At 71.4% G+C, this 18,713-nt stretch carries 12 protein-coding genes; 8 read left to right on the forward strand and 4 right to left on the reverse strand.

The genetic code is table 11. The features are described from left to right. The 5 genes from D7Y11_RS33505 to D7Y11_RS33525 all read left to right on the forward strand — a co-directional run. Window positions 1-2,201, forward strand: a 2,201-nt coding sequence (locus D7Y11_RS33505; protein ID WP_126935725.1) for a hypothetical protein, incomplete at its 5' end; no start/stop codon positions are given. Window positions 2,202-2,229: 28 nt separating this feature from the next. After that, window positions 2,230-3,171 carry an ExeA family protein gene (locus tag D7Y11_RS33510; protein WP_120580675.1) on the forward strand — a complete coding sequence of 314 codons (942 nt, stop codon included), beginning with the start codon at window positions 2,230-2,232 and terminating at the stop codon, window positions 3,169-3,171. 4 nt (window positions 3,172-3,175) lie between these two features. Then, on the forward strand, window positions 3,176-7,102 hold the full coding sequence (locus D7Y11_RS33515; protein WP_126935726.1) for a translocation/assembly module TamB domain-containing protein: 3,927 nt from the start codon (window positions 3,176-3,178) through the stop codon (window positions 7,100-7,102). 14 nt (window positions 7,103-7,116) lie between these two features. Beyond that, window positions 7,117-10,185 (forward strand): POTRA domain-containing protein, encoded by a 3,069-nt coding sequence (locus tag D7Y11_RS33520; protein ID WP_126935727.1) that lies wholly within the window; start codon window positions 7,117-7,119, stop codon window positions 10,183-10,185. 16 nt (window positions 10,186-10,201) lie between these two features. Next, window positions 10,202-10,732, forward strand: coding sequence for a hypothetical protein (locus tag D7Y11_RS33525; protein ID WP_126935728.1), 531 nt, complete (start codon window positions 10,202-10,204; stop codon window positions 10,730-10,732). A gap of 10 nt (window positions 10,733-10,742) precedes the next feature. Here D7Y11_RS33525 and D7Y11_RS33530 read toward each other — a convergent pair whose 3' ends face one another. Genes D7Y11_RS33530 through D7Y11_RS33540 form a run of 3 tightly spaced genes read right to left on the reverse strand, consistent with a single transcriptional unit; the run spans window position 10,743 to window position 13,877 of the window. Then, window positions 10,743-11,864 (reverse strand): Ig domain-containing protein, encoded by a 1,122-nt coding sequence (locus tag D7Y11_RS33530; RefSeq protein ID WP_120580387.1) that lies wholly within the window; start codon window positions 11,862-11,864, stop codon window positions 10,743-10,745. After that, window positions 11,861-12,613, reverse strand: a complete 753-nt coding sequence (locus D7Y11_RS33535) for a hypothetical protein (protein ID WP_120580386.1) — start codon at window positions 12,611-12,613, stop codon at window positions 11,861-11,863. Before D7Y11_RS33535 ends, D7Y11_RS33530 begins: the two co-directional genes overlap by 4 nt. Before the next feature lie 7 nt (window positions 12,614-12,620). Next, window positions 12,621-13,877, reverse strand: coding sequence for a hypothetical protein (locus D7Y11_RS33540; RefSeq protein WP_121755591.1), 1,257 nt, complete (start codon window positions 13,875-13,877; stop codon window positions 12,621-12,623). A 129-nt stretch (window positions 13,878-14,006) separates the two neighbouring features. On the opposite strand from D7Y11_RS33540, the gene D7Y11_RS33545 reads away from it, so the two are divergent. Together D7Y11_RS33545 and D7Y11_RS33550 are read left to right on the forward strand one after the other, a co-directional pair. Beyond that, window positions 14,007-14,636, forward strand: coding sequence for an RNA polymerase sigma factor (locus D7Y11_RS33545; RefSeq protein WP_120580384.1), 630 nt, complete (start codon window positions 14,007-14,009; stop codon window positions 14,634-14,636). Beyond that, the gene (locus tag D7Y11_RS33550) at window positions 14,633-15,382 is read left to right on the forward strand and encodes an anti-sigma factor (RefSeq protein WP_126935729.1); all 750 of its coding nucleotides are present in this window, start codon (window positions 14,633-14,635) and stop codon (window positions 15,380-15,382) included. The genes D7Y11_RS33545 and D7Y11_RS33550 overlap by 4 nt, the downstream gene beginning before the upstream one ends. A 106-nt stretch (window positions 15,383-15,488) precedes the next feature. On the opposite strand, the gene D7Y11_RS33555 is transcribed toward D7Y11_RS33550, so the two are convergent. Next, entirely contained in the window at window positions 15,489-17,414 is a 1,926-nt protein-coding gene (locus D7Y11_RS33555) for a S8 family serine peptidase (RefSeq protein WP_126935730.1), read from the reverse strand. A gap of 213 nt (window positions 17,415-17,627) precedes the next feature. Between D7Y11_RS33555 and D7Y11_RS33560 the strand changes: the two genes are divergently transcribed. After that, window positions 17,628-18,713: lysophospholipid acyltransferase family protein (locus D7Y11_RS33560; protein WP_126935731.1), on the forward strand; the 1,086-nt coding region annotated here is incomplete at its 3' end.

The raw sequence follows: 18,713 nt of genomic DNA on the forward strand, positions 1-18,713 counted from the left end.
GGCCCCCGTCCCGTCCCGCGCCCGCCGCGCCGCCCGCGGCCGTGGTGCCGCCTCCGTCCGCGGGGATGAGCCGCGAGCAGCTGGCCAAGCTGCTGACGGAGACGGACGTCTACGTGAAGTACGGGCTCCACGACAAAGCGCTGGAGCACCTGCGCAAGGTCTTCTCCGTGGATCCGGAGAACCTGGACGCGCACGAAAAGGCGTACCACATCTACGTGGCGGCCAATAACGGCGCGCAGGCGTCCGAGCAGCTGCTCAACGTGCTGCGCCTGTGCACGCGCCGCGCGGACGTGCAGCGCGCGCAGCCGTACCTGGCGACCATCCTCCAGGAAAATCCAGCGCATCCCGAGGTGCCCGCCTTCCTGTCCGTGCTCCGCGCGGAAGGGGGCTTCGTGGCGCCGGCGGCGACGCCGGGCGTGGAGTCGCTGGAGGAGGACGCCATCCTGGTGGACTCCAACGAGGACGAGATCCTCGTCGCGGAGCCACCGGAGGACGCGCTCGCGCAGCCCGGCGGTGACGAGCTGGCGCTCGCGGCGCTGAGCCACGGGTCGGACTCGGACGAAATCGTCGACGACGAGGTCTCGGAGACCACGTTGAGCGGCGAGGAAGCCGTGATGGGCGAGCCCATCAGCTCCGCCGAGAACACCGTCTACGACCTGCCGCCGCAGGACGACCTGGTGATGGGGTCCGACGAGGACTCGCTGGTGCTCGCGGACGAGCCGGGCCTGGGCGGTTCGGATGTCTCCGGAGGCTTGGACGACGAGCCGCTGGTCGCGCAGGACGACGCGCTGGCGTACGCGGCGGACGCGGGCGACGAGCCCATGGTGCTCGCGGACGAGCCGGGCGGCATGTCGCTGGGCGACGAGGAAGAGGCGCCGCCCACGCGCATCCTGTCCCCGTCGCGCGCGCTGCTGGAAGAGGCCGCGCCGAACACGCGCCAGTTGCCGACGCTGGGCGACAGCGACGACGACGAGGCCCTGGTCGAACCCGGCATGTCGCTGGGCGAGGACGACGACGCGCCCACGCGCGTGGGGCTCGCGCCCCTGGATGCGTCCGCGCTGGACGACGCGGGCCTGGACGAAAGCTTCGCAGCGCCGGCGGAAGAGCCCTCGTACACGGGCGACATGTCGCTGGGCGACGAGTACGAAGACGAGCCCACGGCCGCGCACATGGTGCTGCCGTCGCTGGAGGGTCTGTCCTACGACGAGCCGCAGGCCGAGGCGTTCGCGGACGAGCCGGAGCCGGAGCCCGAGGCCCTGGCGGATGAGCCGGAACCCGAGCCTGAGCCCGAGCCGGAAGCGGAGCCCGAGGAGGAGCCTGCCTCCGAGGAGTGCGACGAGGCGTCGTTCTTCCTCGACCAGGGACTGCTGGAGGAGGCGCGCGAAATCCTGGAGACGGTGGCCATCGCGTTCCCCGGCCACGTGCGCGCCGGCGAGCTGATGGCGCGGCTGGAGGAGATGGAGGCCGGCGGTGGCGCGGCCCCCGAGGACGACGCTCCCTCGGAGCCCCTGCACGTGCCTTCCGTGCAGCCGGTGACGGAGGCGTCGCTCGACGACGGCGCCGGTGGTGGCGACGCGTTCGACCTGGCGGCGCAGCTGGCCGGTGAGCTGGACGACCTGGGCGGTGAGTCGCTGGCGGCGGTTCCCCCGGCGGAAGAGGACTTCCAGTACTCGGTGGACGAGGTCTTCGCCGAGTTCAAGAAGGGCCTGGCCAAGGTGGTGAAGCCCGAGGACGTGGACACGCACTACGACCTGGGCATCGCCTACAAGGAAATGGGCCTGCTGGACGACGCCGTCCATGAGTTCGACGTGGCCCGCCAGGGCAGCGTGGGCACTCCGCGCGAGCTGGACTGCCTGACGATGATTGGCATGCTGCACACGCTGCGCGGCAAGCCGGAAGAGTCCGTGGCGGTGTTCAAGGAAGGCCTCTCCAACGTGCTCGCGACGGGCGAGGTGGCCAAGGCGCTGGGCTTCGAGCTGGCGAGCGCCTACGACGCGCTCAACGAGCAGGGCAAGGCGCTCTTCCACTTCCAGCGGGTGGCTGCCATGGACGCGAAATACCGCGACGTGGGGTCGCAGGTGACGCGGCTGTCGGCGCTGACCGCACCGGAGGAGGACCCGCTGCCTCGCGCCGGAAAGGGCCCGGCGACGCCGGTTCCCGCCGCGGGCGTGCCGAAGGCTCGTAAAGTAGGGTACGTGTAGCGCGTCCCCCCACGAGGCCCGGCGAGCGATGACGACCTACCTCGATTTCTTCGAACTCACCCAGGAGCCGTTCTCCAACGCTCCGGTGAGCCGCTTCTATTACAACTCCGCGCAGCACTCGCAGGCCCTCACGCGGCTGATGCACGCCGTGGGCTACATGAAGGGCCTGTCCATCCTCATTGGCGACATCGGCGCGGGCAAGACGACGCTCGCCCGGCGCATGCTCGACTCGCTTCCGGAGTCCGAGTACGAGGCCGCGCTGCTCGTCATCATCCACTCGGGCATCACCGCCCAGTGGCTCCTGCGCCGCATCGCGCTCCAGCTGGGCGTGGAGAACCCCGCGCAGGAGAAGCTGGCGCTCCTGTCGCAGCTCTACCAGCGGCTGCTGCAAATCTATGAGTCCGGCAAGAAGGCCGTCGTCCTCATCGACGAGGCGCAGATGCTGGAGACGCGCGAGCTCATGGAGGAGTTCCGGGGGCTGCTCAACCTGGAAGTGCCGGAGCGCAAGCTCATCTCCTTCGTCTTCTTCGGCCTGCCGGAGATTGAAAAGAACCTGAAGCTGGACCCGCCGCTCGCCCAGCGCGTGGCGCTCCGCTACAAGCTGGAGCCCTTCACGGCGGAGTCCACGGAGGCGTACGTGAAGCACCGGCTGCGGCTCGCCGGCTGCCCGCGCATGCCTTTCACTCCGGAGGCGCTGCTCGCCGTGCACGAGCACTCCGGCGGCACCCCGCGCGTCATCAACACCCTGTGCGACAACGCCCTCTTCGAGGCGTTCCTCGCGCGCTCGGAGACCATCGGCGCGGAGCTGGTGCACCGCATCGGCAACAACCTGGGGCTCCAGGGTGGCTCGGCTGCTTCCCAGGCAAGCGAGCGAGCGAGCGCGCCCGCCACCTCGCTGCCCCGGACGGCGAACACCAAAATCGACCTGGCGGAGATCGACCGCTACCTCGAGGGACTCGGTAAGCTCTAGCGGCTTGTCCCTCCCCAGCCGCAACAGTGCAGCGCGCAAGGCGCTCTTGTTGGTGCTCCTCGTGGTGTCGGGGAGCATCCTGCTGTTGCGTCAGCCGTTCACCTGGGACGCCGCCTGCACCCTGGCGCGCAGGCAGCTGCCGGACCTGCTGGGCGTGGGCATCGGCATCGGCCGGTGCGAGTTGGATCCGCTGGGCTCGCGCGTGGTGCTGCACGGCGTGTCGGTGTTCGCGCCGGGCAGGGACACGCCGCTGTTCGCCGCGGACGAGGCGGAGGTGGGGCTGGGCTTCCTGTCTCCGCTGTCCCGCCGCTTCATGCTGGGCCATGTGCGAGTGCGGCATCCGCGCGTGGCGCTGGATTTGTCCCGGCCCTCCTCGGCCCCGCCTTCCTCCGACGGGACGTGCCCGCTCACGCCGCTGACCCGCGTGGGCGTGGGGCGCGTGGACATCACCGGCGCGGAGGTGCGCCTCGCGCTGCCGGACGGGCGGGGCGTGGAGGTGGAGAACTTGGACGTGGGGTGGGTGGAGCACTGGGGCGTGATGGAGCTGGAGGTGGGCGCGCGGCGGGGCCTGGTGCGCCTGGGCGCGGGCGGCGGCGAGCTGACGCTGGGGCAGCTGGGCTTCACCGGCGCGTTGGATCCGGACGAAGGGCTGCTGGACGTGGAGCGCGCGGAGGTGACGCTCGACGACATCACCGCCACGGTGTCCGGCCGCGTGGAGACGCTGTGTCATCCGGTGCTCGCGCTGGACGCGCAGGTGTTCCTGCCGCTGCGCACGCTGTCGCAGGCGAAGCTGTTGCCGCGTCCGGCCACCGGGCATTTGTGGACGCGCCTGTCCATCACCGGGAAGCCTTCCGCGCTCGCGGTGGGCGCGGACCTGTCCGCGAGCAACCTGGCCTATGAGCAGTACGGTCCGGTGAGCCTCAACGCGCGCCTGTCGTACGCAGGGGACCGCGTGCGCGTGGAGTCGCTGGAGGCCCCGCTGGGCTCCGGCAAGGTGAAGCTGTCAGGCGCGTTGAAGCTCACGCCGGAGCTGCCCGTGGACGTGACGCTCCAGACGGAGGACGCATCCTTCGGGCGCATCCTGGAGCGCGCGGGCGTGGCGGGCTCCTGGGTGGACTTCCCCGCGACGGCGAACGCGCACCTCACCGGGACGCTGCTGCCCCGGCCGTCGTTGTCCGGGCCGTTGGACCTGCGCAGCGGCCGCTTCGTGCTGGCCACGCGCGCGTTCGACGCGCCGGTCAGCGCGGGCAAGACGCTGCTCACCTTCGAGCGGGGCCGCGCGCAGACGGCCGTGAAGCTGTCGGGGGACCGCGTGTCCTTCAGCCGCCTCACGGTGGAGTCCGGCCGCTCGCGCGTGCACGGCGACGTGACGCTCTACTTCGACACCGCGCGCGGCCTGGACATCCAGGGCAACGGCGAGCTGGAGCTGTCGGACTTCGGCCACATCGCGGAGTTGCCGTGGTCCGGGAAGGGCTCCGCGAACTACTCCATCGTGGGGCCGTACTCGGACGTGAAGGTGGACGCGAGCCTGTCCCTGCGCGACTTCACCTTCTGGGGCTTCGGCCTGGGCGTGACGCAGGCGAAGCTGTCGTACTCGAACGGGCTGCTGTCCTTCCCGTCGCTCACCGGCCAGAAGGGGCGCACGCAGTACTTCGGCAACGCGAAGCTCACCTTCGCGCGCCTGCTGCACCTGCGCCTGGATGTGACGGTGCCGCAGGGCCGCACCGAGGACCTGGTGGACCTGGTGGCGGGCCTGAGTCCGTCCATCGCCGTGGTGCAGGGCCAGTTCGCGGGCGCGGCTTCCGGGCGCGTCGAAATCGACAGTCCCCTGGAGAAGCTGGAGGGACTGGTGGCCTTCGACCTGCGCGACACCACGTACCTGGGCCGCCGGCTGGGCGCGGGCTCCGCGCGGCTGCGCTTCGTGGACGGCAAGGAGATGGTGCTGGAGCGCACCGTGCTGGACGGCCGGCTGGGGCGCACCTGGGTGGAGGGCTCGTTCGGCTTCACCGCGGGCGCGCTGGACTACCGCTTCGGCGGAGAGAACCTGTCGCTCGCGGAGGCCGTGGGGCAGGAGACCGCGGAGGAGATGGGCATCCAGGGAACGCTCGCGCTCGCGGGCACCGTGGCGGGCTCGGCGGACAAGCCGGACATCCAGGCCACGCTGAAGGGCCCGCGCATCACCTTCGCGTCGCGCGACCTGGGCGCCATGGACCTCGCGCTGCGCCAGGAGGGCAAGCAGCTGCGCATCACCGGCCGCCCGTTCCGCGACGCGCAGGGCTACCTGAACATGACGGTGAAGGAGCCCTACCTCTTCGACTCCACCGTCGACCTGCTGCTGCCTGAAATCAGGCCGCTGCTGCCGCAGGTGCCGGCGTTGGCGGGCGTCACCGGCATGCTCGCGGGGCGCGTGACGCTGCAGGGCCCGCTGTTGCAGCCGGAGGGCTACACGGTGGGGGCGACCGTGCGGGAGCTGTCGCTCGCGCGGGGCGACCTGCGCGGCCGCAACCAGGGACCCATCGTGCTGACGTACATCAACAACCGGCTGGACGTGCAGCCCTTCCGCTTCAGCGGCGCGTCGGTGGACTTCACGTTGGGCGGCTGGATGAGCCGGCGCGCCATCAACATGAGCCTGCGCGAGGGGCGCATGGACGTGCGGCTCCTGGAGCCGCTGTTGCCCGGCATGGAGCGCGTGGGCGGCCAGCTGCGCGTGGACGCGGAGGCCACCGGATCGATGGACGCACCATCGGTGGTGGGCACCGCGGAGCTGTCCGACGTGCGCCTGTCCATGCGCGACCTGCCGCTCACCGTGCGCGGCATGTCCGGCCGCCTGGAGATGACGGGCCAGCGCGTGCTGCTGGAGCACCTGCAGGCCCAGGTCAACGAAGGCCAGGTGTCCGCGCGTGGCGACATCCGGCTGGAGCGCTTCGTGCCCAAGCGGCTGGCGCTGACGCTGCAACTGGATGCCGTGCCGTACCGGATGACTGAGGACCTGCCGCTCACCGTGTCCGGCCTGCTGCAGGTGGTGGGTCCGCCCACCGGGCCCACCGTCACGGGTGGGCTGGACATCATCAAGCTGCGCTACCAGAAGCCGCTCGACATCGAAGCGCTGCTCAAGACGATGCAGAAGAAGCCGAACCTCGCCGTGGGCGGCGGGGGCGAGCGCGCGAGGGACCCCTTCTTCACCTGGGACGTCAACGTGCACTTCGGCGACGTGCGCGTGGACAACAACCTGGCGAAGGCCCGGCTGCTGGGCGACGTGCGGCTGACCGGCACGGACGTGAAGCCGGGGCTGCTGGGCCGCGTGGAGGCGGCCGAGGGCAGCCAGGCGTTCTTCCGCAACAACCTCTTCACCATCGACCAGGGGCAGCTGGAGTTCCGCGACGCGTCCGGCATCGACCCGGTGTTCGAGGTCCAGGCGCAGACGTCCGTGCGCGAGTTCGTGGTGAAGCTGCATGCGTTCGGCCGGCCGGCCAACCCGCTGGTGGTGCTGTCCTCGGAGCCGGTGCTCACGGAGGGTGACATCCTGTCGCTGCTGACACTGGGTGTGACGAGCGCGGACAAGGACACGGCCGCGTCGGCGAGCTACGGTCTGGCGGCGGAGGCCCTCTTCAACGTGTCAGGACTGGACCGGCAGGTGCGCCGGTTCCTGCCCAGCAACCCCGTTCTCAGGGACTTGTCCCTGCAGATCTCCACCACCTACAACGACGCCACCCGGCAAGCGGAGCCGACCGCACAACTTGAGTCGAAGTTCCTGTCCGAGCAGCTTAAAATCGGGATGACCCAGCCAGTGAGTGGGCGAGGCACCCGGGCACGCGCTGAGTACCGCTTCGACGACCGTCTTTCCGCACAGGCCCAGTGGGACAACGAGAACAGCCAGGCGTCGTTCGGAAACCTCGGGCTCGAGCTGAAGCTGGGCTGGGAGGTCGAGTAGCCGCGCTGGCCGCGGTGCTGCTCCTCGTGTGCGCGCTGCCGGCCTTCGCCGCGCCCGTGGGCCACGACGATGACGCTCCGGAAGTGGTGGCCGTGGAGCTGCACCTGCCGGAGGGCATGGCGCCGGACGGGCTTTCGGGCCTCGTCACCCTGCGCAAGGGCCAGGCGCTGACGCCGGGCGCGGTGCGCAAGTCGGTGGAGCAGCTGTTCGCCACGGGTCGCTTCGCGGACGTGGTGGCGTTCACGCAGGAGGTACCGGGGGGCGTGCGGCTGGTGTTCAAGCTCACGCCGCTGCCGCTGCTGTCGCACGTGGCGGTGCGGGGCAACCAGGTCCTCACGTCCGGGGAGCTCCTGGATGCGAGCGGGCTGCTCCAGGGCGGGCCGTTGGATCCAGAGGAGCTGGACACCGCGGCGGACGCCGTGCGCGAGGCCTACCAGCGCAAGGGCTACGACGCCGTCGACATCCAGGTGGAGGAGCGGCCGGTGCCCGCGGGCGGCGTGGCGGTGACGCTGGTGGTGGCGGAGGGCAAGCCCACCCGCGTGCGCCAGGTGACCTTCTCCGGCAGTCCCGCGCTGCCGCTGCCGCGCCTGGTGGAGGCGCTGGGGATGAAGCCTGGGGAAGTCTTCGACCGGGCGAAGCTGGACGGTGGCCTGGAGCGGCTTCGCGTGCTCCTGCGCGAGGGCCAGCACTGGCGGGCCTGGGTGGGCACGCCCACCGTCGTCGTGGAGGACAGCGAGGCGTCCGTGGCGGTGCCGGTGTCCGCGGGGCCCGCGTTCCACCTGCGCTTCACGGGCAACCGCCGCTTCCCGGACTCGTTGCTGGCGCGCGTGGTGGCCTACGACGGCGAGGAGGCGATGGACGAGACCGTGGCGGCGCGGCTCGCGCGGCGGCTGGAGGCGTTCTACCGGCGGCGCGGCTTCCACGACGCGCGCGTGCGGTCGCTGGAGGTCATCCGGCCGGACGGCGAAGCGGCGGTGCTGGGCTTCCAGGTGGACGAGGGCGCTCCGCTGCGCGTGACGGACGTGCGCTTCCACGGCAACGCGGCGCTGTCCTCCGACGTGCTTCGCTCCATGCTCACCAACCAGGTGGCGGCGCTGGAGACGTGGCCGGAGCTGGACCTGCCCATGCGCGAGGACCCGCTGGAGACGGAGGGCCGCGATCGCCGCAACGACACGCGCGTGATGTCTCCGCCAGACCCGTCCACGGTCTACGTGGAGGACACGTGGCTGGAGGCCGCGGACGCGATGACGACGGCCTACCGCGAGCAGGGCTTCGCGTCCGCGCAGGTGACCTTCCGGGGCCTCACGCTGGACCGGGTCCATCACACGGTGGACGCGGACTTCGACGTGGAGGAGGGGCCCCAGGCGTTGATCCGCGCGCCCATCTTCCTGGGCATCCCGCTGGAGGTGGATCCCGTCTGGGTGAACCTGCTCCTGCCCGTGGGGACGCCGCTGAGCTTCGAGAAGGTCGACCAGGCGCAGGCCGCGCTGGAGCGGGGACTGGGCCGCGAGGGCTATCTCTTCGCGCACGTGAGCAACTCGGTATCGGTGGAGGAGAACGGCACCTCCGCGCAGGTGACCTACCGCACGGACGCGGGGCCTCGCGTGCGCGTGGGGCAGGTGCTGCTCCAGGGGCTGACGCGCTCGGATCCGGACGTGGTGCTGGCGCAGCTGGACCTGAAGCCCGGCGCCCCGCTGTCGGTGGAGGCCTTGGCGGAGGCGCAGCGCCGGCTGTCGCGGCTGGGGCTGTTCCGCCAGGCGGAGGTGTCGCTGGCGGACCCCAACCGCCGCGAGGCTTCCAAGGACGTGCTGGTGACGGTGCAGGAGCGCCCGCGCATCGACGGCGAGGTGTCTGGCGGCTACTTCCTGGTGGACGGTCCTCGCATCACGCTGGACACGGCGTGGCGCAACCTGGATGGCCGGGGGCTCAACCTCCTGGCTCGCGGCAAGGTGAACTACGCGGGCGCGAGCGCGGAGGCGCTGTCGTCCTCGCGGCTTCCGGCCGGGTGCTCCACGGGAGAGCTGTCCGGCGAGGTGTGTACCTCCGACCTGGATGGCTTCAGCGGCCTGGGCGGGCGCGGCAACCTGGCGCTGTCCCAGCCCCGGCTGTCCTTCCTGGCGCCGCAGGAGATTGGCGCGCGGTTGGACCTGATTGGCGAGCGCGTGCACCGGCCGTCGTACCTGTCCACGCGGTTCGCGGCGGTGCTGGGCGCGGACTGGGCGCTGGCGTCGTGGGTGAACGTGTCGCTCCAGTACGAACTGGAGAACAACCGGCTGCGCTCTCGCGGAGGCGTGCTGGAGCTCATCAACCGCGCGGACCAGGAGCGCCTGCGCTACCCATACGGCGACTTCGCGTTGCACTCGCTGCGCCCGTCCATGACGTTGGACTTCCGCGACGACCCGGCGAACCCCCGTCGCGGCATGGTGCTCAGCAGCAGCGTGGAGTTCATGCGCGGCATCAGCGTCCACCCCACGGACGTCGCGGGCAACCGCGTGCCGGAGTTCCCCATCGACGGCGTGAAGCTGTCCGGCAGCGTGAGCGCGTACGCGCCGCTGGGCCGCCGCGCGAGCGTGGCGGTGAGCGCGCGCGCGGGCACCATCGTGCCGCTGACGCAGGGGGCGCAGAACATCGGGTCCAAGCTGTTCTACCTGGGCGGCTCCTCCAGCCTCCGGGGCTTCCGCGAGGACGGCGTGCTGCCGCAGGACGTGCGCGAGGTGCTGCACCAGCGGCTGGCCGCGTGCCGCGCCGTGATTTCCCCCGCGGGCTGTCCGGACGACCTGAAGGCGGTGCTCGCCGGACAGGTGCCCGCGAGCCAGGGCGGCGAGCTCTTCACGCTGGCCAAGGCGGAGCTGCGCGTGCCGGCCATCGCCTCGGTGGACCTGGGGCTCTTCTTCGAGGCGGGCAACCTGTGGCAGGACCGCACGCTGTTCGACCCGGGCGTGCTGCGCTACGCGGCGGGCGTGGGCCTGCGCTACGTGACGCCCGTGGGCCCGCTGGCCTTCGACGTGGGCTTCAACCTGGACCGCGACGAAGCGCTCAACGAGGCGCCCACGCAGTTCCACTTCAGCATCGGGACGTTCTGACCGGAGGCCCTTGCCCATGCGAACCCACCGTGCGCGCCGTGGAGTGGCCTGGGGCCTGGGGCTCTTGGGATGGCTCGCGCTCGCGTGTCAGCACGGACCGGACACGGCCCAGAAGGCGCCGCGTCCCGCGTGGATGCCTCCAGAGGGCACCTGTCCTCGTGGCGCGCAGCTCCAGATGGAGCGGCTGGGGCTGAAGGTGGGGGACCGCATCCCCGTCATCGTGGACAGCATCCAGGACCACCCGGGTCCGGCCCGGTACAACTACAGCTTCGTCATCGCGCTGCCGCAGGCGGAAGGGGAGGCGAAGCTGCCGGGAGCGCGCATCGGCGGGCGGCTCTACGTGACGAAGCACCGCGTGTTCGGCCGGTATGATCGCATCTTCACCCCGGAGAGCGGCGCCACGTCCGTGCCCTTCTGCGGCGTGCTGCTGGACACGCGCTGGGACCGGGACGGCGAAGGGCTCATCGCGTATCCCAGCCCCATGAAGGGCTTCTCCGTGGTGCAGGACAACACGGGCGTCATCCAGGTGGTGGACCGCTACCCGTGAGGCCCGCGCGTCAGTCGACGTGCAGGGTGTAGGACCGCTCGTCGGAGAAGAGCAGGTCCCCCACGCCGAGCCGGAAGGTGAAGTCGCCCTGGGTCGTGGGCTTGCCGGAGAGGATGCCGTCCTTCGTGTCCAGGAGGATGCCGGGTGGCAGTGCTCCGCTCTTCACGCTCCAGTTGCCCGTGCCGCTGGCGCGCACGGTGTAGCTGTAGTCGGAGCCCACGCGGCCCATGGGCACGGCCTTCGACAGCAGGGTGACGGTGCCGGGAGCGCTCGTGACGGTGATGGAGAGCGTGCTGGTGGTGGACTGGGGCGGGGTGTCGCTGTCCGTCACGACCACCGCGAACGTCCTCTTCCCGGACTGGGCCGGGGTGCCGGTGATGAGGCCGTTCGACGCGAGCGTCAGCCCCGACGGCAGCGCCTGTTCTGGCTCGAGGGCGAAGGTGTATGGCCCCTTGCCTCCCGTGGCGGAGACGCGCTCGGTATAGGCGCGATTGATGAGGGCGTCCGCCAGCGGCTCCGGCCCCGCGACCCGCAGCAGCGGACGGACGCGCAGGGTGAGGCTTCCGCTGGCGCGCTTCGTCGGGGTGCTCAGGTCGGTCACCTGCACCGGGAGGACCTGCTCCCCCGCCTGCGTGGGCGCGCCGGTGACGCGGCCCTCGGTGTCGAGCAGGATGCCCGCGGGAAGCGGGCCGGTGGCCTCGAACGTGTACGGCGGGGTGCCGCCCCGCGCCTGGAGCTGGCCTGAATAGGGAGTGGACTCGACAGCCTCCGTCAGGAGGGACTCCAGCGCGAGCGCGGCGGGGCCCGCGTCATTGCTACCCGCGTCTGTTTGCCCCGCGTCTGGTTCCCCCGCGTCCGTCGCGCCGGCATCCCCGGCGCCCGCGTCCGACTCCGTGCCTCCATCCTGCTCCGTGCCCGCGTCCGGAGGGTCCACGGGCTTGGGGTCGTCGTCGCAGGAACCCCCCTCGCCACAGGCCGGCAGACAGCGGTTCTCCGAAGTGAGGCACGACGTGCCGGAGGGGCAGCCGCCGGCCGTGTCGCATATGGCGAAGCGCGACAGGTCCGGTGCGAACGTGCACGCCCCCATCGTGAGGACGAAGGCACCCGTCAGCGCGGCGAACAGTTTCCTCACGGCAGCTCCCAGATGAAGGACACCGTTCCACCGACGCCGAGCAGCGCGCCCGCGCCCAGCAGCACGTTGGACGTCCGCGCCTGGCGGCGGCCCGTTTCCAGCTGCGCCGTGATGCAGTCCGCGAACGCCTCGCCGGCCGTGGCGCAATCACCGCCGTTCTTCGACAGCTTCGACTCCGTGCGCCGTGCCGCCAGCCCGAAGCCCACGCCCGCGAGGAGCGCCGCGCCGCCCACGCCCCACAACACCTTGGGCAGCACGCGCGAGCCCTGGGGCTCCCGCGCCGCCTGCGTCGTCACCAGGGGCGACCACACCTGTTCAATCGCCTGCCGCGCCCGCGCGTCCGCTTCGCCCGGCATCGTGGCCGGGGCCTCGAACTGCGCTCGCGTCTCCGGGCCCCGCGAGTCCGTCACCGTGAGCGCCACGCTGCGCTTGCCTCCCACGCCCAGCGCCACGCCCCGCACCAGCCTGCGCACGCCCAGCGCCGAGGCCTGCGCGCTCCGGCACGCCGCGTCGCCACACGCCGTCAGCGCCGCGCCAGACCCACGCAGCCGCGCCACCGTGTCCTCGCGCGACTCCAGGCACGCCTCCGGCAACGCGGCCACCGCGCGCCGCGTGGCGTCCTCCAGTTCACGCGCGTCCGCGGACGGCAGGGCCAACCTTTCGAAGGGCATGAGCACCACGCGCGTGTTCGCGTCGCACGGCGCTGACACGCGCAGCAGCATCAACAGCAGGGATGCGGGCAGGCTCATGGCAGGCTCAGGGCACCAGCACGGCGTCGGCTTCGTCCGACGACGGCGTGATGCCGAGGCTTGCCATGTAGCCCCGGTAGAAGCGCGGCCCGAAGGGCACGGAGAAGAGCTTGTCGCGCATCACGTCCTGCACGGCGCCCCGGGCCGCCACGCTGGCGTCGTGCCAGGGCAGGCCGCCCGCGTCCACCACCTCCGACGCGCGGCTGATGGCGAACGGCGCCTCCCGGCCGCTGCCGCGCAGGTAGTAACCGCGCCCCAAGGGCAGGGCCACCACCAGCGGACGCTCGCGCTCCTTGTGCAGCTCCACCACGCGGATGCCGCGCGAGTCCTCCACCCACAGCCGGCCCGCCAGTCCCGTGGGCACCATCAGGTAGCCCAGCGACGCGGCGTCCCCCAGGTCCGTCAGCGCGAACGCGCGGTTCAGCGCGGGCGGCTGGATGAACACGTTCGGCTGGCCCCGCACGTCGTCCGTGCCCTGGCTCGCGGCGGCCACGAAGGCCCGCAGCTCCGCGTAGTCCACCTTGCCGTCCCCGTTGACGTCCCCCGCGCCCGACAGCGCCGAGCGCACCATGTGACTGAAGACGCCCGAGCGGATGGCGCTCCACTCCTGGCTCTCCTGCTCCGAGGCCGTGGACAGCACCACGCCCACCTGCGGGAAGCGCGCCAGCTCGCGGTTGCCCAGGATCCCCTTCACAGCATCCACGTACGCGGGGCCCACCGGCAGCGCGCCGCGCGAGTGGACGAAGAAGTACGAATCACACGCGTCCACGATGAGTTGCAGGAAGGACGCCTTGCTGGGCGCGACCACGCGCTCGTACAGCTCCGTGCGCGTCAGTGGCCCGTCCAGCAGGCTCACGGCGCCTTCGCCCGCGGCGCCGCGCTTGCCATGGCCCACGAACACGAACGTCAGCACGGGCATGGAGCCCTTCGCCCGGTCCTCCGCCATGCGGGCGTTCAGGCGGGCGAGCGCGGCCCCCAGCGCGGGGTGCGTGGGCGGGCGCGTCTTCGCGGCGAGCCCCGGGTGCAGGGCCTGCGTCTCCGCGTCCAGCACGCTCAGCAGCACCACCTCGCGCGAGCGGGGCGCGAACAGTTCGTAGTACCGGGCGCCGTCATCGTCCGCGTAGCGCAGGGGCGCCTGGGATGGCTCGGTGCCCGTGTTGCTGGCCACGATGAGGGCGTAGTGCACCTGCTCCGGCGTCGCGCTCGCGGCGCTCCCCGCCAGGAGTAGGAGAACACCCAGGACCAGCGGCCTGTGAGAGGACATATGCATCAGGGGTTTGCGCGATGCGCTGTGCGAAAGGATGCCACGGGGCGCAACCGACAATCCACTCGGCGCCGCTCGCGACAACATACGGATGACGGGACCATAACGGTCGCGGTAAGCCCCTGAGGGATGGAGTGGGATGACGACACGCTGCGCCGCTTTCGCGAAGGCACCCCAGCGGTGCTGGCGGAGGTGTATCGCGCGCACGCGGAGCCGCTCGCTCGTCTGCTCAAGGCGGCCGCATGGCGGGGAGCCTTCACCCGTCTAAGGAACGCGATGGAGCTGGAGAACACGCTGTTGGAGACCTTCGCGCGCGCCTTCGAGCCGCGCACGCGCGCTGCCTACAACGGCACGCGTCCCTATGCCCACTTCCTGATGGGCATCGCGCGCAACGTGCTGCTGGAGCAGTCGCGCGAGCGCGAGCTGGTGGGCCGCGACGAGGCCTTCGAAGGGCTCACCGAAGCCTCCTCCGACGAGGGCGGGCTGGACGAGCTGTTGGAGGACCGCGAGGTGGAGGCGCTGCTCGCGGCGTTCAAGGGCGGCCTGTCACGTGAAGAGCAACAGCTGTTCGAGCTGCGCTTCAGCGAGGGCCTGCCCCAGGAGGAGGCCGCCACGGCGTTGGGCCTCACGCGCATCCAGGTGCGGCGGCGTGAGTTCGGGGTGAAGTCCCGGTTGCTGGGGTTCCTCCAGTCGAAGGGGTACCTCCAGGACCTGGAGACGCAGGGCTGGAGCTTCTTCAAGCGCCGGGGTGCGCGATGAGTGGGTGTGACGACCGCCGGGCGAAGCAGGCCATGGCCGCGCTCTTCGAGAAGGGCCGCGACGGGCTGGACGCGGACGGCTTCGAGCGCCTGCGCGCGCACCTGGCCACCTGTCCCGACTGTCAGGAGACGTACACGCGGCTGTCGCGAGTGGAGTCGGTGCTGGAGCAGCGGGCGCTGCCCCGGAGCAGGAGCGCGCTCCTGGAACAGGCGTTGTTCGCCAGGCTTCAGCCCGCCCCCGCGCGCAGGAAGTGGTTCGCGTCCCCGCTCTTCATGCCCCTGGCGCTGAGCGCCGCCGCCGCGACCGTGGCGCTGCTCGTCGTGACGCCGTCGATGGATCGCTCCGGGCAGGACGTGCCGGAGTGGCAGGCGCGTTCGTCCGCTCCAGGCGAAGGGGCCTGGGGCGTGCGCGCCTTCTGCATCTCGCCCGAGGGCACGGTGCTGGCGGAGGCCAGGCCCGGTGGGACGCTGACGTGCGCGGAGGGCAACGCGGTGCAGTTCAGCTACACCGCGCCGGAGCGCGTGCGCCTGGCGCTGGAGGGGCTGCCAAAGGAAGGCGAGCCGCTGCGCTTCTTCCCGAGCGAGGGCCCGGCCCCGGAGGTCGCAGCGGGCGTGGATGTCACGCTGCCCTTCAGCACGCCCGTGCAGGGGGGATGGCTGACGGGCCCCGTGCCGGTGCGCGCGCACTTCACCGACGCGCAGGGCCGCACCGTCGCGGACACGCAGGTCACGCTCAAGCCGCGCTGATCCGTCTCCGCGTCACCTCATCCAACCCCACGAACGAACAACCCCCCTCCCGTGCAGGCACGGGAGAGGGGCGGGGACTGCCGTACCTTGTGGGGTCCGTGAGTGACTACGGACGCGGGACACGGCGATCCACTTCCGCGGTGCCGGTGTACTGCGTGGCCACGTTCAGGGAGCCCTTGAGCTGAACGCGCCAGGTGCCGGCGGGTGGGTTCGAAATGGTGACGGCCTCACCCGTGGAGGTGCCCTCGGCGCTGGTCGCGACGAGCTCCCCGTTGGGGCCAAAGACATACAGGTCCAGGTCGTAGGCCGGGTTGCCCCAGGCCGTCTTGATGCGCAGGGCGTTGGCTCCCGCGGGCACGGTGAGCGAGTGCTCGTGCTGCGCGGCCCTCAGGGACAGATCCAGGATGGGAAGGTTGATGCTCGTCTTCACCGTGCCCGTCCAGGAGGGCAGGGCGGTGGTCTGCGTGGTGTAGCGGATGCCCACGGCGTCATTCACGAGCTTCGTCGCCGCGTACACGTCCGCGTAGCCCGCGCCCACCTCCCACGTCTCCAACTGGCGCGTGTTGCCCGCTGAGTCCTTCGTGTACATGGGCCGCGCGGTGACCTGCACCGCCGCGAGCACGCCGTCCATGTCGAGGGCGGGGTTCACCTCCAAGAGCAGCGCGGCGACGCCGGCCATGTGCGGCGCGGCCATGGAGGTGCCGGAGCTGGCCGCGTAGAACGGCTCCGGGTGCAGCAGGTCCAGGCCCAGGTACGGCTGCATGATGGCGCCGGTGAGCGCGCGCGCCGCCACGATGTTCACGCCCGGCAGCGTGATGTCCGGGTGGTGGAGCGCATCGCCCGGGATGCCCCGGCTGGAGAAGGACGCCAGCTCGCCCGGCGCGTCCTGGCTGAGCAGCGGGTTGGTGGCCGCCGTGGTGTCACGCGACGTGCCGGCCGCGACGGAGATGGCGCACGGCGAGGCGCTGTACGGGTTGAGCGTGTCGGGGTCGGAGCCCTCGTTGCCCGCGGCGAACACCACCACCATGCCCAGGTCGTAGGCGCGCTTCGTCGCGATGGAGATGGGGTCGAGCGGCGCGAAGTGGCTGCCGCTGGTGCACCACGAGTTGGAGATGACGCGCACGTTGTGCGTCTCGCGGACGTCGGGGTCCATGAGGAAGTCGAAGCCCTCCAGCGCGAACAGGATGCTCAGCGCGTCGCCGGTGCCCACGCCCAGCAGCTTCGCTCCGGGGGCCACGCCCTGGTGCCTTCCCCCGGAGCGCGCGCCCGAGCCGGCGATGATGCTGGCGCAGTGCGTGCCGTGGCCGCTGGTCAGGTCGCTGTTGGGCGTGTCCACGTACAGCGCGCCGCCAATGCCCAGGTCCAGCGGGGGCGCGACGACCTTCACGTTGCGCGCCACGTTGGGGAAGTCGCCGTGCGTGCCGTCCAGGCCGGAGTCGATGACGCCCACGCCGATGCCCGCGCCCGTCGTCTCATACGCGGTGCGTGCGGTGTCCGCGTGGATGTACGGCACGCTGGTGTCCAGGAAGTACTGGAGCGGTTTGTCCTCGTAGATGGACAGCAGGCCCAGCGGCTGGAACTCCTGGCGCAAGGTGGCGATGAGCTTTGGCGTCACCGGGACCTTCAGCGCCACCATGGGCAGCGACTTGAGCGCCAGGACGTTGCCCAGGCCCAGCCCCTGCGTCAGCCCGCCCAGCGTGCGCGTCAGGCCGCCCAGCACGGCGTCCAGGTTGAGCACGCCGCCCGTCGCGTTCGCGGTGTTGAAGGACAGGATGAGCGTGCGCACCGAACCGTCCGTGTGCAGTGCCGGGTCCACCACCGCCTGGGCAAGCGCCGCCTGTGTCGCGCTGGACGCATAGAGCGCGTTGCAGGCGCTGGGCGTCGCGGCCGCGGCCGTGACGATGGACCGCGAGGACGACGCGACAGCGGGTGCCCCTTCCGCCTTCGAGCCCTCTTCCTGCGGGGGGCTCGCGCCACACCCCAGGACGGCGGCGGTGGCGGCGGCCCAGCCCAGCGACAGCAATCGCTTCATGTGGTGCGCTCCCCGGGTGTGTCGCGGCTTTTCAAAGTCCGCACAAAAGGGGTGTGTCGGGGGCGCGTTCCCGTGGATCCCCGCCGTACCGGATTGTTCTGTAGTGGCTGAATCCGTGAGCTGTCGGGGAAGGGGGTCTTTCCCACCCCTGTCGGTGACAGTGTCCGGAGCGAGGGCGGGCCCGGGGTGGGTCGCCGGTATACAGTCCGCGGCGTGTTCTACGCGTGTGTGCGGGCGGTGGTGGCGCTGGCGTTGCGGCTCTTCTACCGGGTGAAGGTGAATGCCCCGGGCGAAGCGCCCTCTGGGCCGGTGCTCTTCGTGGGCAACCATCCGAACGGGCTCATCGACCCGGCGTTGGTGTTCATCCTCACGCGGCGCCAGGTGACGTTCATGGCCAAGGCGCCGCTGTTCAAGCTGCCCGTCATCGGCTGGCTGTTGAAGGGATTGAACGCGCTGCCGGTGTATCGCAAGCAGGACGACCCGACGCAGATGGGGCGCAACGAGGGCACGCTGGATGCGGCGAAGGGCGCGCTCGTGCAGGGGCGGGCCATCACCATCTTTCCGGAGGGCAAGAGCCACTCGGAGCCGGAGCTGGCGGAGCTGAAGACGGGAGCGGCGCGCATCGCGCTCAACGCCGCGCGCGAGGGCGCCCCGGTGCGCATCGTCCCGGTGGGGCTCACCTACGCGGAGAAGAACGTCTTCCGCAGCGAGGTGCTCATCGACCAGGGAGCGCCCATCGACGTGCAGGCCTTCCTGCCGAAGGACGCGGCGTCGGAGCAGGACGCGGTGCGCGCGCTGACGGAGCGGGTGGCGGAGGGCCTGCGCTCGGTGACGCTGAACCTGGAGCAGTGGGCGGACCTGCCGGTGGTGCAGGTGGCGGAGCAGCTCTATGCCTTCCGCCAGGGTGGCGCGCTGGACGCGGAGCGGCTGCGGCTGTGGGCGCGCGGCGTGCGGCTGTTCCGGACGCAGGAGCCGGAGCGCTACGAGCGCCTGCGCCAGCACCTGTCCTCGTTCGGCAGCCGGATGGCGCTGGTGCAGGCCGCGCGGCCGGAGGACCTGTCCGTGGAGTACCGCCCGGGCAACGTGGTGCCGTTCGCGGTGAAGACGCTGGCGCGGCTGGTGTTCGGGCTGCCGCTGTTCGCGCTGGGGCTGGCGGTGTTCGCGCTGCCCTATCCGTTGCCCCGGATGGCGGCGCGGCGGGCGGAGCTGGACATCCAGGCCACGGTGAAGTTCCTCACCGCGGTGGTGGTGTCCGTCGTGTGGTGGTGGGGCCTGACGGCGGTCGCGGCGGTGTGGGGC

Origin of the sequence: Corallococcus sp. AB018 (assembly GCF_003986945.1) — a bacterium.
GTDB classification, from domain to species: Bacteria; Myxococcota; Myxococcia; order Myxococcales; family Myxococcaceae; genus Corallococcus; species Corallococcus exiguus.

Coding starts and splice junctions, on each gene's coding strand:
- D7Y11_RS33510 (WP_120580675.1), top strand. CDS start 2,230: ATGACGACCTACCTCGATTTCTTCGAACTCACCCAGGAGCCGTTCTCC.
- D7Y11_RS33525 (WP_126935728.1), top strand. CDS start 10,202: ATGCGAACCCACCGTGCGCGCCGTGGAGTGGCCTGGGGCCTGGGGCTC.
- D7Y11_RS33535 (WP_120580386.1), bottom strand. CDS start 12,613: ATGAGCCTGCCCGCATCCCTGCTGTTGATGCTGCTGCGCGTGTCAGCG.
- D7Y11_RS33540 (WP_121755591.1), bottom strand. CDS start 13,877: ATGTCCTCTCACAGGCCGCTGGTCCTGGGTGTTCTCCTACTCCTGGCG.
- D7Y11_RS33545 (WP_120580384.1), top strand. CDS start 14,007: ATGGAGTGGGATGACGACACGCTGCGCCGCTTTCGCGAAGGCACCCCA.
- D7Y11_RS33550 (WP_126935729.1), top strand. CDS start 14,633: ATGAGTGGGTGTGACGACCGCCGGGCGAAGCAGGCCATGGCCGCGCTC.
- D7Y11_RS33555 (WP_126935730.1), bottom strand. CDS start 17,414: ATGAAGCGATTGCTGTCGCTGGGCTGGGCCGCCGCCACCGCCGCCGTC.